The organism is Methylobacter sp. S3L5C, assembly GCF_022788635.1.
In the GTDB taxonomy this organism is placed as follows: Bacteria; Pseudomonadota; Gammaproteobacteria; order Methylococcales; family Methylomonadaceae; genus Methylobacter_C.
Genome location: NZ_CP076024.1, coordinates 2148134 through 2162763 on the forward strand (window position 1 = coordinate 2148134; position 14630 = coordinate 2162763).

Sequence of the window (14630 nt, forward strand, 5' to 3'; positions counted from 1 at the left end):
CCATGTTTCGTTTTCGATTGGCATTTGTTATTTTTGTTTCGTTCGGTTTTGTGTTGTTTTTGGGAATAGCGCTCTATTGGAGTTCAAATCAGGTTGCCCTTTATGTTCAGCGCAGTCAAATAGCGTATGAGAGATTGGATCATTATGAACGCTTGTCCCAAGAAGCTTATCGCCACTTTAAGCAGAGAATGGACAGACTGATGACGACCACCACCACGCCAATGGCAAAAGCAGGTGTCGAATTATCCGGGGATGGTCTCTATGAAGCGATACAGGAGCTTAGGAAAACTGCGGTAACAGCATCAATTCCTGAAGCGGATAATGCCCCGCTGCAAAATAATCAGCTTGCCGAACTGGAAAGAGTTGCCCATTTATCTGCCTTTTTGGATGCCATTGAGTACCGGTTTGATGAAGTCGAGCAGTTACGTCAACAGCGTCAGTATGATGTGGCAGTACAAGTATTAACGAAGTTTTCGAAAGAAGAAATCGATGAGAAATTTCAACCGCTAATTGATGCTGCCATTAACGCTGAACGAGAAACAGCCGCAAAGGCCAAGCAAGAATTGGAAGACTGGATCGCTCGCTCGCGTTGGATTGCTATCCTGGCGTCATTAACTGCAGCGGTATTTAGCCTCATATCGGGGTTATTGCTGCTTCGCGGTATCAGTAAACCCATTGAAGCCTTAATGAAGGGTACTACCGAGATTGCTTCTGGCCATTTGGATTATCGTATCGCTCTTGATACCCGTGATGAATTTGCCTATCTGGGCAGTCATTTTAATCAAATGGCGCAAGAGTTGCAGTTGCAACAAGACAAGTTGCGCGAAGGCCGTGTCGTACTGGAGAAAAGGGTCGTTGAGCGTACTTTTGAGTTACATCGCTTAAATGAAGAATTAAGTCATATGGATAATACCCGGCGGGAGTTTTTGGCGGATATCAGTCATGAGTTGCGTACTCCTATTACAGTCATTCGGGGCGAGGCGGAGGTGACTTTACGCGGTCGGAATCGTGATGCCGAGGAATATAAAGATACATTGGAGCGTATCGTCGAGCTATCAATGCAGTTGGGGAAGTACGTCAACGACTTATTGTTTCTGGCCCGTGCCGAAACCTCCAATCTTCAGTTTGAATGGAATGAGAATCTCGATCTTACCGAACTGCTGTCCAGTACCGTAGAGAACTTTCAAGTGATGGCAGAGGAAAACGCAGTTTCGGTTTCCCTGGATGCGCCAGCCGAACCGGTTTGGGTGCGTGGTGATAAACAACGTCTAAGACAGTTACTTTTTATTTTAGGAAACAATGCCTGCCAATATTCCAAACCGGGAGGACACATTACGGTTGCCTTATGGATAGATAAAAACGAGGTTAATTTTAGTCTTGCTGATCAAGGTATCGGAATACCTGCAGAGGATTTGGAGCGTATTTTTGACCGTCAGTTTCGCAGCCAAAATGCTCAGGTTTCGAGGGAAGAGGGTAGGGGATTGGGTTTGCCAATGGCCAAGTCGATCATGAAAGCGCACGGTGGACGAATTGCCGTGACCAGTATTGAAAATGCAGGCTCGACGTTTACAGTAACGTTGCCGTTAATTTTGGAAGGGCAGGATGAAGCAGATAAATGATTAATAACTTACCGGCTTTAAGCTAATGGAAAACGGTTACATGCGAGTTTTGTTGGTGGAAGACGATCAGCGTATTGCCGATTTTGTTCAACGTGGCTTAAAAGCCGAAGGCTATGTTGTGGAAGTCGCACGTAGTGGTCTGGAAGCTATAACGCTGGGTACCGGCGGTAAGTTTCAGGTAATTATTCTGGATTTGGGACTGCCTGATATCAATGGCCGGGAGGTTTGCGAGCGCTTGCGCGGTTCGGGTGTGGGTACGCCAATTTTAATGTTGACAGCCAGAGATGCAGTGCAGGATAAGGTAACAGGTCTGCGTTCTGGTGCCGATGATTATATGACCAAGCCTTTTGCTTTTGAAGAATTGCTGGCCAGAATTGAAGTATTGATGCGTCGTCGAGGCGGCGATATAAAACCGGAAACCAAAGAATTTCGTATTGCTGATCTGATATTAAATGCGGAAAGCCACGAAGTCAGACGTGGCGATGCGGTCATTGACCTGACACCGAAAGAGTTTTCGTTGCTGGAGTGTTTTATGCGCATGCCGGGTAAAGTATTGAGTCGTACCCGTATCCTGGAGCAAGTGTGGGGTTACAGTGCTGACCCGCTGACTAATGTGGTGGATGTTTATATTCGCCAATTGCGGCGAAAAATCGATGATGATTATGATATAAAGTTACTCAAGACGGTGCGCGGATTTGGCTATAAACTAGATGCCAGCTAATCAGGCCTATTTAAAGTAATTGCTTTGTAAAATAGGTAATAACTCGGTTATTAAAGAATGAGTGTTGTGCTTATTGGTCTGGTCAAAGTAGTGCTTTACTTCAAGCAAAAATATTTTATTTTTTTAACTGGTGAGTTGAGTTAAATTATCAAAACTACGACCTACCGGATAGTTATGTTAGTTTTTGAATAAAAATAGTCGATCAATTAATTTATGTATTAGACTGCACCTTACTATAAAAAATTGATAATCATCTATTGCCCATGCCAATACCATCATTACCCTTAACAGAAGAAGCCCTGGTGCATTTTAATCAGGATGTGATGACTAAACCATCCGGGGAATGGTTAGCAGTTTTTATGGCGGGAAGTGCTTATTTAGCTGGCAAAGACTCCGGTGAATTTCAATTTGATCTGGCTGTGGCGATTTATTTATGGCGCCAGGAGAAAGACAATAGAAGTCGTTTCCGGGTAAGTAAGCGTCGAGGCGAGGAATGGATTAATGCGCTTGAAAGTGATATGACTTTGCACTCCCCGTCGCTGGATCCGAGTGATCTGGAGGCAATTGAGGCAATCAGGTTAAGCCAACAGAATTCGTTAAGACGAGCCTTGGAGGGAGCCAGGATAGTTTATAACAAAAAAGATGAAGATTTCGGCGATGTCAAGGCAGGTGTTGAGGGCACCATAGATGCCTGGAAGGAAGTCGCTGGTGTCAAATCCGAAGACACTCCACGGGGTACGTCGCTAGCCAGGATTATCGGTGTTGAAAGTCTGGAAACGTTACTTAACGATTTGATGGATGGAATTGAAGCTGAGCTCAAGAAGCAGGGTATTCGTATTTTGTACGATATTTTGGGCAAACAGCTCTGTGATGAGCTATCCAAATGTATACCTTATATTGGCACGATTAAGGAAGGGAAGGAGCTTTTGGTGCAGTCCCGTGAGCTTGCGAAAAGTGGCTGGCGCAGCTATAAAACCAATGAGCATCAAAGGAACGTGCGATCCGGAACGCCGCAACAAGCTGTTGGTGCCTTGAAAGTGATGCTTGAGCGGGACGTTGCTGATCTTGGTCTGAAAGTCGCCTCTAGTGCTGCTAATTTTGGAACCGGGTTGGCATCGACTATTGGCACAGGTTCCGATGCGGGAGCCTTAATATCTCGTGCTGTCACCGCTACCGTTAGTTTAATCAAAACAATATATGACTTTGCGCGGGATTGGAACGAAATGGCCAAAGGCAATAAGTTATTGGCATCAGGCATTATGCCGGGTCATGAGCTATTAACAGCCTGTCCATTTTTGGGCGCGCAGGTTATAGAACTTGCCAGTACCAGTGATCTTATCCGCTTTGCTTTCGCTGATAACGCTATTTATGCCATCTCAAGCGAGAAGGGTAAGCAATTTATAGAAACGTTGGCAGTGCCCGTTAGTAGTCTTAAGTTATATGCCCATGATGTTATTGGTAAGTCGCGCTTTGTTATTAAGTATGGTTTGACAGAAAAGGAAATAAAACAGATTGATGCCGGCTATCCGGGTAGCCCTGGCGGTGTAAGTGCTTATGCTTACAGGGCAAAAAAAGATGCGGAGGCTGCCAGAATGAAAAAGTTTCAGGATTATGCTCATACGGTGGGACAACAGTCGATACAAAAACGTAATCAGGCTTTTGATATGCTTCAGAGTCACGCACGAGATGTTGGAAGGCAAGCCATCGAAGCAAAACAAGCGCGAGAAAAATTACTTAATAATATTGCAAAATTTAAAGACTATGCCCGCAAAATCGGGCAAGATGCTACCCTGCAGAAGCTTAAAAAATCGCGGCAGGAATCCCGTGATCGACTGACTGCTAATGTGCGTGAGGCAATCGGGGTTTACAGGTCAGAAACAACCGGCATGCACGGTATATTTACACGGCAAAGTCCTGAATCACTGGCAGCGTTAAGATACTTGGATAACCTGAGCCGTCAAATACAAAGTGATGATAGCTTGATTATCAGCATTCAATGGCTGTTGGGTTATCGATTAACAGAATCTACTTTTGATGGGTTAAGCAAGCAATTGAAGAAAAAATCCAGATTTTCAGGGTTATTATTGCAAAGTTATACAAAGTGGCTCGCTAATAATTAGCTTGTAGTCTTTTAGAAAGTAAACGTTTGATTGACGACAGTAAAGTAACCAAATAACTGTTACCATCAAATAACCATAGATTACTGATATTACATGAGTGGCATAAAAAAAGATTACTATCGGATATTAGGTATTATTGATTGTACAGAGTTGGCGATAATTAAAGCCGTCTATAAGGCTCTGATGATGATTTATCACCCTGACCGATATGCGGGTAATAAAGACGAAGCCGTAAGAAAGTCAAAAGAAATTAATGAAGCCTATGCCGTATTGATAGACCCGGATAAACGTAAAAAATATGATGCCGGGCGAAACTGTCCGCCCTTGGCAAGCGCTAATTCAAAATCCACCAGTCATGCGCTTGAGATAGCCAGGCAAGCCTGCACGGATCATTATGAAAATATACTTACCCAGACGCATCGCGACTATGAGTTGAAAATAGATGCACTTAAGACAAGCATTAGTTTTAAGGAAGCTACCGTTAAAAAGAAGGATGATGAGCTTTCCTGTAAAGAAGCTGATTTAGTGAAGGCCAGAAATCAGATAAAGTGTCTTAAAAAATCAGCCCGTGATTATGTCGATGAGTTAACGATTTTGTTAACAATCATAAAAGATGAGTTACCCTAAATAGTTTTTTCTGGTCAAGCAATAGCCTGATTATTACTATTTCTTCTACTTTGGCTGCAAGTATTTACCGATTAAAGTCACTCAAAAAATAGCAATTCCCCGCTATTAGTTATCCATTTATTGTCTAAAATCAATCAACCCGGGACCATATTGACCAGCGAAAAATGCATTTTCAGGTTTTTTTCAGGTACTTGGTTCTTTGTGCAACCGATGCTGATCTAGCCTGTTCTGGCGACCTTTACAGACTTTATGATAACCGTTACACCGAACAGGCAGTAAAAATGCTTTTTTTTCTGTACTTTAACTTCAAAAAAAATCGGTAATATGCATAGCATCTTTTAATGCTCTTCGAGCATTGACTGGTTATATATGCTTTGAAAGCTGGTAACAGATGTTTGGGATTATATTTAAGGGGGCTTAACTGTCCTGTTAAATAAATTTGACGGATGTTTTGGGTCATTCTGATGGAAATGGTTATCGTCTTATGATCCATGATTATTATACGAATTTTCTGCGGAAATTTTTGTATTGTTTTTAAAGAGTTCAATTATGCATGATATTTACGTCACCTGAAACAATCTGAAAGATGATCATGGTTTATTTCATATATATTGCATAAATGATACCTTTCGTTATAATCCTGCTACGTAATTCATAAACAACTTAAAGTCTTTATCTTAGGCGGAGAAAAAAATGGCAATACAAGACGAAATTCCAAAATCAAGATTAACCTTGCGGTATAAAACTGAAGTTAATGGTCAGCCTGAAGACATCACCTTGCCTATGCGGCTATTGGTTACTGGTGACTTTTCCCAGGGATCTTCGAATGATCGCAAGCTTGATCTTGATGAAAGAAGGGTGCGCAATATGGATGGAACCAATACCGATTCAGTGATGAAAGACATGGGCATGAGCCTTAATTTTACCGTCGAAAACAAGATTGACGGCGACCGTGAAGAAGACCTGCAAATATCACTGCCCATCAACTCGATGAAGTCATTTTCTCCCGACGAAGTGGCCCAACATGTACCTAAGCTAAAAGGCTTGCTCGCTTTAAAGCAGTTGATTGGCGAGATGCAATCTAACGTGGATAACCGCAAGGAATTGCGTAAATTGATGGATGAGCTGATGAGCAATCCTGAAAATGTGGAAAAAGTGTTGGCTGATTTGAAAGGCTTTGAAAGCTTGAAACTACCAAGCACTAACGAAACTACCATCAACTAGAATATTAGGAATACTATTATGTCTGATGACACCGCTCCTGCAACTACTGTTACTACCGTTACTCCTGAAACTGGCGAGGCGCTGGATTTAAAGCGTTTCTTGTCAAGTATGAGGCTCAATCCTGATATTTCTGCGCCCGTCCCGATGATTTCCAATAACCTGGAAACCGTTGTTGAAGATATTCGCGACGAAGACCGGTTTATTTCAGGGATGGTTGCCGTTTTGATGAATACCGATTCTTCGGCAGGTAAATTTGATAAGGGCGCTGTACAAAAACTGATTGCCCATATTGATGAATTGGTTAACGCACAATTAAACCAAATTATCCATAACGAAAAATTTAAAAGCATGGAAGCCGATTGGCGGGCCTTAAATGACTTGATTCGCACCACTAATTTTAAAGCTGACGTAATGATCGATATCATTGATGTTAGTAAAGACGAGTTGTACGATGATTTTGACAGCAATGCGGTTGATATTACCGGTAGCGCATTGTTTAAGAAGATTTACTTGGCCGAGTATGACCAATACGGCGGTAAACCCTATGGCAGCATCGTGGGTTTATACGAAATTGAACATACCCCGCGTGATGAATTCTGGCTGAAAATTATGGGTAAAATAGCCGCTGCCAGTCATGCGCCTTTTATTGGTGCGGTTTCTCCTCAATTCTTTGGTTGCCAAACCATTGAAGAATTGTCTGCGATCAAGGATCTGGAAGGCATGATGAACCATCCGCGTTATGGTTCATGGAATGCTCTGAGAGAATCGGAAGCTGCGGCCTATATCGGCTTGACTTTACCCAGATACATTCTGCGTCAGCCTTATGACCCTGATATCAATCCCTGCGGTAAAGGCGATTTTACCTTCAAAGAAGAAGTACGTGGCGACAACGATACCGATTATCTTTGGGGTAGCGCTACAATTTTGTTCGCACAAAACATGATTCGCTCCTTTACCACTTCAGGATGGTGTCAGTATCTTCGCGGACCCAAAGGCGGTGGTCTGGTTTCCGGACTGCCCGTGCATATGTTCAATATGCGTGGTGAAGAGGAAATGAAAATCCCTGTAGAAATGGTTATTCCTGACTACCGCGAGCTTGAGTTCGCCAATGTCGGTTTTATGCCGTTGATATATCGCAAAGGCACGGCCGATGCGTGTTTCTTTAGTTGCCAGTCATTGAAGAAATCCAAGAAGTTTAAAGACGCTAAAGATTCAGAAAACTCCCAGTTGGTAACCAATCTTTCCTATACCCTATCTATTACCCGAATCGCACATTATATCAAGAGTATCATGCGCGACAATATCGGTAGCAGCGCTGATGCCGTATATATCGCGAACACGCTTAACTCATGGATGTTCAAATATGTAACTACCGTGGTCAATCCGGATGATCTGACCTTGCGCTACTATCCGTTTAAGGCTGCAACAGTAGAGGTCGTGGATCGTCCTGGAATGATCGGCTGGTACGACTGTAAGATTTCGGTGCTGCCACATATCCAATTTGAGGGCATGGATGTTGAATTACGCTTGGATGCGCGTTTGTAATATTAAATATAACAATCAACTTAAGAGAGAAAAATCATGGCAGATTCACAATATAGTTGCAGTATAAGGCAAGGTTTCAACTTTGAAAAAGACGCACAGGTTCTGGTAGGTCATCTTGTCACTATGAAAATTGGTACGCAAGCATTAGGTGCCGACATCAAAGTGACTAATCCGACGAATTTCGGTGTAGATAATAATCTTGACGTTGTAGGCATTATTTCTGATATTTTCTGGAAAGGCGGCTACGCAGATCCACTACAAATTAGCTTTAATGTCAGCAATGAGAATGCAAAACTGGCTAATATCATGAAGCACACAGACTTAACAGATACTACCGTAGTGTTTCAGTTCGCGATTTATGACTTCGATCCCATTGCCAAAAAATATTATCTGGCATTTTATTCGGATACCACGGATATGAATGGCCTGATATTTAAACAGGGCGGAGATCTGGCTCTTGATATTGGTTCACAACCTGACTCCAACGTGGCTTCTCCACTGAATTTTCAAATGTACACCGGTATAATGCCTCAGGAATCAGCTCAAGTTATTAAATTTGCGGTTTCCGATACCGATAAATTCGTCAAAACTTGGGGCGTGGCGGTATCTACTTAAGTTTCCTGGCTAACCTTAGCCACCGTGTCCTTAATTAATTTATGAAGAATCGCCTATCACGAGTTTTTTGGACGATGGGTCAGGCGTTATTGCCTGGGCATTTGCGTGCTTTGGAAGAATCCATGCTGGCTGAAAGCGCGTCGCGCTTCAGTCTGCAGGAGACTCCAGGTTATGGGCTTTACAAGCTGCGTTGGAACGAAAACTTGCTGGCCGAAGGCGTATTGGCTTTGGAAGCAATGACACTGGTACTCTCTTCGGGTTTGCTGTTGGAGTTGAAGGGAAATGCACAGGTAACGTCATTAAATCTTAATATCGCGGGTACTACCTTACTGCCGGTTTACTTGCATGTACGTTGTCTGCCTGAAAATATAAACGAGCGTGTCGCAGACCGACAGACTATTAAACGCGATAATGTCAGCTGTTGGCTTTGGTCGCTTGAGCTTTCCACTGAACAAGAAAATCCGGATACCTTGGAAAGTTTTCGTTTGGCGGAGTTTGAAAAGCAACCCGATGGTCCGTGGCGACTTTCGTCGCGGTACATTCCACCGCTATTGTGCATAGGTCCTTCAGTGCCCTTTCTGAAAGATGAATTAACGGTGCTTAGTCATAAACTTGAGTCTTATCATTATCAGTTGACTCAGGAAATTGCGGCCATTTATCTGTCTGGTGCAGATCTTGTTAATGCCAGACAATGCCTGAAAAGCGTTGTAAAAATGCAGCGCTTTCTTGGTAACCTGTTTATCCAGATTTCCCCGCATCCTTATACTGTATACGAGCAATTGAAACATTTTTATGTTGAGTTGTGCTTCTATCATAATAACAGTCCGCAATTTGCAACGGCACCTTATCGCCATGAGCAACTTGTTGATGTCTTCCGTGAAACCCTTGAACCCTTGAATGATGAATTACAGTTGAGTCAGATGCGCTCACCTTATTTGCCATTTACGGTGTCTGGCGGCATCGTGCGGGCACGCCTTCCCGAGTCGATTCGTGAGGCAAAAGAAATTTATCTGCTGGTGCAAAAAGGCGCAGTTACTAAGGCTGTCAGTCTTGATAACGTTAAGATTGCTGCTGTTACCCGCATTCCCTTGGTACATAAATTTTATCTTCAAGGGATTTCTTTTAAAAGTATAGACCGTCCGCCATTCCAACATTCTTTTGGCCCCGAAGTAGATATTTACCAATTAAGTGTAGGCGAAGAATGGGATCGCGCGCTTGATGAATTGGAGCTTGGTTTTTACGCTGAGCCAAAGTTTACCGAAGAAAGATTTTTCCTGTATTGGCGGTCAGTCTGATGGCCTTGCTACGTAAATTGGCAGGCTGCAAGAGTAACGCCGAAGACCTTGAAATAAAAAGTATCATCGATAATCTGAATAATGTGCTTGGCACAAAACGGGATTATGGCTTTTTTTTGCAAAATTTTGGACTATCTGATTACCGATATCTGGGAAACAGCGATTATATCGAAAAGGCGTTAGTTACCGAAATTACCGAAAATATCAAACTTTTTGAACCGAGGATAGTATTAAACAAGATTGTGCCTATTAAAGGTGACAGCTTTTTTCATCTGGCTTTTAGTATAGATTGTATCGTGCGTAACAAGACCCACACTATCAAGTTATTTTTGAATCCGGTGCTTGATCGTTATCAGGTTGAGTTATGAGCGATTTTATCGGGGATTTGACTATCACGCTGGTACTGACTATTGCCGATACAGATCACAGCATTCCTGCCGGTAACGTCAAGTTTGTGGATCTTGCTCTTACCCCTTACGGTTTTAACGGTAAAGTAAGTTTTGTGGTGTCTTGTGAAGAGTCCCCCGACGCCCTGTTTACTCCGATGACCACGCTAAACGATTTAATCGAGGTGTCATTACAGGTGCAGTCTTATACCACTGATACTGACGCTGTGATCAGTCCGTTAATACTAAGTGGCTTGGTAACTACCCGGAGTTTTTCGGAACAGACGCTGACCAATATTTTAAAAACCCAGACTTTTATGTTACATCGGCATTATCATCTGGAGTTTGCCGACCCGGCGCAGGTGTTATGGAAACAACATTATCCTTGTGACCTGCTGACCGATACCACCCTGACGGCTTTAATTACTGCCCATAAGAGTGAAAAAATAAATTTACTGTACGATTGGCCGGATGTTCTGAATAAAACCTATCCGGTACTTACCCTGTCATTGGGAGCGCCCGGCAATCCGGCAAGTTTTTACGATTATCTGATATGGCTGGTTGATACTAATAATGGCGTGTTCAGCTATGATATTGCCAATAATCAATACTCTCTCAGTGCCGTAAAAAGTCAGATTGGTACCGTTCAGTCACTGGATCCTTTGGAAGTTTTTGAATATAGCGTTAATTTCCCGGAAATCCATCGGCACCAGCCCAATGTTCTGAATGCTTACTCGGAAAGTCCGTTAAATACGGCCATTACTAACGCTGCGGTGGCCAGTCCGATTCGCCGTGATTACATTCAACGTTATCCTATTGCAGCCGACATGACCGCGCGGGTCACGCTGGAAACAGCGAGATTAAAACAGTATTTGCACGAAGTTTTGGTGAGTTACAACAACTTTCAAATGCAGGTTACCCCGCCGGGGATGCTGGTCGATTTTAAGGCTTCCTCTGCCTGGAACGCATCATTATTTGTCCACGCCAACACCTATCAGGTCAGGCAATGGCGTTTGGTTGCGAGTGCTGTAAAGCAGGAATTAACCCTGGATCTCAATAATTCTTACAGTCGCTATGAGATGCAACATAGCCTTGTTTTAGATAGTAAGGCTGAACTGAATGTGGCTTTGCCACCTTATGTGCTACCCGTTTATCCTTTTTTCGTGGAAGGCAAGATCGTCAGCGAACAAGGTGAAGATACCGATGCGAGTTATCAGTTTTACACAGACAGTGATACCTCAGTCAACTATTACCAGATCAGTATTCCTTTGTGGGCAAAAAAAAATGTACGTGCGGCGTATCAGTCAAATATGGATACCGGCCAGTTCTACTTTCCACCGTATAAAAATGCCCGGGTATTGGTTGGATTGGGTTTTGATAACGCATTTATTGGCGATTTTCTTGATTGGGGTAGCGGTACCGCGCTGCCTATGGATTCTCAGGGAAATCAGTTGGTCATGGGAAAATCAACAACCAGCCAGAATATTATCAAGCATACTTATGTCGATAGTAAGCCTGAATTGCAAATTCAGCGTACTGACGATAAGGATACCGAATTACTACAGTTTTCTACCGGCTATATTATCCTGCAAACCCAGCTAGAAGAGGACAGCTAAAGATGGCTTTAGTGTGCAAAATCGAGTTAAGCCAAACCGACGGGATTACTCTGACAGTCATCAACAAGGATGGCAATATTACCCAAACGGCAACGTTTGATGGCACTCTTATTACCTTGACCTGTAAAGGTGAAGAAGATACCAGTACGATAACGCAGGCAACCGACAGTATAACCATAGCTTGCAAAGATTTTATCGTCAATGCAGAAAGCATTACCTGTAAATCAACCGAGAACACTCTGCATCAAGCGACGGGTACCTTTGGCATCAACAGTACTAAAACAGCGACATTTAGTTCATCGGTAGACATGACTGTTTCGGCCGCGACACAGCTAAGCCTGAAAGCTGCTGACTTTGCCGCTACAGCAACAAATAGTGCAAAGGTAACTGCTTTGACAACGACCCTCAACGGTGACACTAAAGCCACCGTTAGTGGTTTGGAGTTGGCTCTGACCGGAACTACTCAAGCCAACCTGAAAGCAGCCTCAATTACAGTTGCAGCAGATACCACGATGAATGTCCAGGGTCTGACAACGACTGTCAAAGGAGTCACTACCAATATCCAGGGTTCCCTGGTAACGCTGGGATAAGGCAAATGAGTTTAGATAATACGCAATATCGGGCATTTCTTGAGGAGTTGCATGATTTGGCCGATTCCCGGCTTAATTATGCACTTGATTATCCTGCAGCAGGACTGGAGGGAGATGACCCTGACGTTAAACGTATCATAGAAGCTCTGGCTTTTTTTGGTGCGCGTACTCAGATTGCCGTATCGCGCAGTCTGGATTCGAACAACCGGCGTCTGTATCAGCAGTTTTTTTCTTTTTTGCTAACGCCTCTTGCCGCAATGGCAATGATTCAGGCAAAGCCTACCGGCCATCTAACTGAAGTATTGGATTTACCTGCGGGTACCGAGATTGGCTTGCAACCAGAAAAAGGTGCTCTGGTCATGTTTCGTACCACCCGTTCAATGCGGATATTGCCTATGAGTCTGGAGACGGTCAAGCAAGAGCTTCTATCTGATGCAGGTAACAGGCTTTTATTGACATTCAAGGCTAATTATCCGTTAAACGAACAACCCGAAACCATTAATCTGCATATTGATTATTTAAACGACCTGACACTTTCACTCAAAGTTTTGAATTTTTTGGGACGCTCATTGAAAAGTGCCGGTGTCCAGTTTGGTGCGTATGATCCTGACCAGCCTTGCCTGCCATGTGAATTCAGGCTTGGTGGGCAACCAGCCGATATTGCAACCGATGAATGGAATCACCCGTTGGAGGTGGAACGCTACTATTTTCATTTTCCTCAGCAAGAACTTTATCTGGATCTGGACTTACCACCAGCTCCGCGAAACTGGACTCAGTTTACGGTGGTATTGGATTGTGATCAGCCGTGGCCCCGCCAACTCCGCTTAAACAGAAACTTGTTTCATTTATTTGCTGTGCCATTGGCAAATAATCAGCGGGCGATGGCCCAACCGCTTATTTGCGATGGCACTCAGGAGCACTATACGATCCGTCATCCAGATCCTCAATTTGGTTTTAGTCTGGAAAAAGTACTTGGCGTTTATGAAGTCGGTGATCAGGGCATGTTACCACTTCGACCCGGAATATTGGCCGGAGGCAATGGCTCTTACGAGATTGAGCAAGGTCCGGAGCAAGAAAATGGCGGTAATTTATATCGGTTGATTCCGCATTTTCCGGTTGCCTTCGAGAAACCTCGAACTCTCGTGATTGAAGCGTTATGGCAACAACCCTGGTACGATCAAATCTTGCAAGGTACCCATACCCTGCAGGCGTTTCGCCGACAAATGCAAGGTGTGCAATGGGAGCTTATGGATGCCGCGATTGCTCATGCAGAAAATCGCCAACTGAGTAATATGAGCGGATATATTCATTTACTGACTCTTATGCATAACGCTTCTCTCAATGCACAGAATACAAGGGATCTTCTCCGTGCCTTGGGGAGCGTTACGAGCGGCAGATTTCAAAAAATATTTAACAGTTTGGTTGATTTGCGTCTGGAGGAAGAGCCTTTGGGGGAAGGGCATAAGACCAAACAAATTTACACTCTGCAATTTAAAGCACAATTTGATGACAGTAGCGAATTAATTGAAACTTTTGTCAAGCATGTCGAACGTGTGTTTGATATATGGCTTGCCGATGCTTTGGTTGAGACGCGTTGGGAAATACTGGACGAGACAAACAATACTATTTCAGGTGAAAGGCAATGAACCAAAATTTATGGGAGATGATGGTAACCATCAACGGCTATCTTAATCCTTTGCGTGAAGCAGATACGCCGTCTACCGTGGCGATGATCGATTTGGTGGAATTACGTAGCAAGTTGCGTTCTCAACTGGAAGATTTACGCAGTGCTGTTACCGAGCAATATTCTGAACGCGACAGTTACTTCGTTTTATTTCCGCTGACTGCGCATTGTGATGAAGTGGTTAAAAAGATGATTCTGGATATTAACCACTTGGAATGGCCATCACTCCAGCAAGAGTTGTATCAGGTAGCGGATGCCGGCGATTTATTCTACGAATTGCTTGATAACGCGCTGAGCAAGCCGGAAACATTACCACTGGTTTATGAGGTGTATTATTTTTGCCTGAATGATGGTTTTTCCGGGCGTTATACCGCTAATCCTGACCGGCTTGCCGGGTATCTTCAAAAGCTGCGTAAACATATTCTTTTACAACCGGTAGTCACGATAGCCCCGCCACTTTCTGTGCCGACAAGACGCCTTTATTTTCGCATACCCAATTATGTCTATTATTGCGGCGCTGGAGCTTTGCTTATGTTGGTTTATGCTTTTCTTACCGTTCTGGCCAGTTCCTGGCAACCTTTGGCCTGA

The 14630-nt window shown here is 43.6% G+C and carries 13 protein-coding genes; all 13 read left to right on the forward strand.

From position 1 onward, the window contains the following. The first annotated feature begins 2 nt into the window (after positions 1 to 2). The 13 genes from KKZ03_RS09650 to KKZ03_RS09710 all read left to right on the forward strand — a co-directional run bounded on the left by KKZ03_RS09650 (position 3) and on the right by KKZ03_RS09710 (position 14630). Positions 3 to 1619 carry a HAMP domain-containing sensor histidine kinase gene (locus tag KKZ03_RS09650; RefSeq protein WP_243221277.1) on the forward strand — a complete coding sequence of 539 codons (1617 nt, stop codon included), beginning with the start codon at positions 3 to 5 and terminating at the stop codon, positions 1617 to 1619. 25 nt (positions 1620 to 1644) lie between these two features. Then, positions 1645 to 2340, forward strand: coding sequence for a response regulator transcription factor (locus tag KKZ03_RS09655; RefSeq protein ID WP_243221278.1), 696 nt, complete (start codon positions 1645 to 1647; stop codon positions 2338 to 2340). 263 nt (positions 2341 to 2603) lie between these two features. Then, on the forward strand, positions 2604 to 4460 hold the full coding sequence (locus tag KKZ03_RS09660) for a hypothetical protein (protein ID WP_243221279.1): 1857 nt from the start codon (positions 2604 to 2606) through the stop codon (positions 4458 to 4460). A gap of 93 nt (positions 4461 to 4553) precedes the next feature. After that, a complete protein-coding gene (locus KKZ03_RS09665; protein ID WP_243221280.1) occupies positions 4554 to 5087 on the forward strand; it encodes a J domain-containing protein in 534 nt (177 codons plus the stop codon). A 693-nt stretch (positions 5088 to 5780) separates the two neighbouring features. After that, entirely contained in the window at positions 5781 to 6311 is a 531-nt protein-coding gene (gene tssB / locus KKZ03_RS09670) for a type VI secretion system contractile sheath small subunit (RefSeq protein WP_243221281.1), read from the forward strand. Positions 6312 to 6329: 18 nt separating this feature from the next. Next, positions 6330 to 7856: a type VI secretion system contractile sheath large subunit gene (tssC, locus tag KKZ03_RS09675; protein WP_243221282.1), complete on the forward strand. Its 1527-nt coding sequence runs from the start codon at positions 6330 to 6332 to the stop codon at positions 7854 to 7856. A 36-nt stretch (positions 7857 to 7892) separates the two neighbouring features. Next, positions 7893 to 8471 carry a hypothetical protein gene (locus KKZ03_RS09680; protein WP_243221283.1) on the forward strand — a complete coding sequence of 193 codons (579 nt, stop codon included), beginning with the start codon at positions 7893 to 7895 and terminating at the stop codon, positions 8469 to 8471. A gap of 41 nt (positions 8472 to 8512) precedes the next feature. After that, positions 8513 to 9766, forward strand: a complete 1254-nt coding sequence (gene tssK / locus KKZ03_RS09685; RefSeq protein WP_243221284.1) for a type VI secretion system baseplate subunit TssK — start codon at positions 8513 to 8515, stop codon at positions 9764 to 9766. Continuing rightward, the gene (locus tag KKZ03_RS09690; RefSeq protein ID WP_243221285.1) at positions 9766 to 10134 is read left to right on the forward strand and encodes a GPW/gp25 family protein; all 369 of its coding nucleotides are present in this window, start codon (positions 9766 to 9768) and stop codon (positions 10132 to 10134) included. Before tssK ends, KKZ03_RS09690 begins: the two co-directional genes overlap by 1 nt. Next, positions 10131 to 11768: a hypothetical protein gene (locus KKZ03_RS09695; RefSeq protein ID WP_243221286.1), complete on the forward strand. Its 1638-nt coding sequence runs from the start codon at positions 10131 to 10133 to the stop codon at positions 11766 to 11768. The genes KKZ03_RS09690 and KKZ03_RS09695 overlap by 4 nt, the downstream gene beginning before the upstream one ends. Before the next feature lie 2 nt (positions 11769 to 11770). Next, complete coding sequence (locus KKZ03_RS09700) at positions 11771 to 12358, forward strand: hypothetical protein (protein WP_243221287.1); 588 nt, start codon at positions 11771 to 11773, stop codon at positions 12356 to 12358. Positions 12359 to 12363: 5 nt separating this feature from the next. Further along, a complete protein-coding gene (locus KKZ03_RS09705) occupies positions 12364 to 14004 on the forward strand; it encodes a type VI secretion system baseplate subunit TssF (protein WP_243221288.1) in 1641 nt (546 codons plus the stop codon). Then, positions 14001 to 14630: a DotU family type IV/VI secretion system protein gene (locus tag KKZ03_RS09710; protein WP_243221289.1), complete on the forward strand. Its 630-nt coding sequence runs from the start codon at positions 14001 to 14003 to the stop codon at positions 14628 to 14630. The genes KKZ03_RS09705 and KKZ03_RS09710 overlap by 4 nt, the downstream gene beginning before the upstream one ends.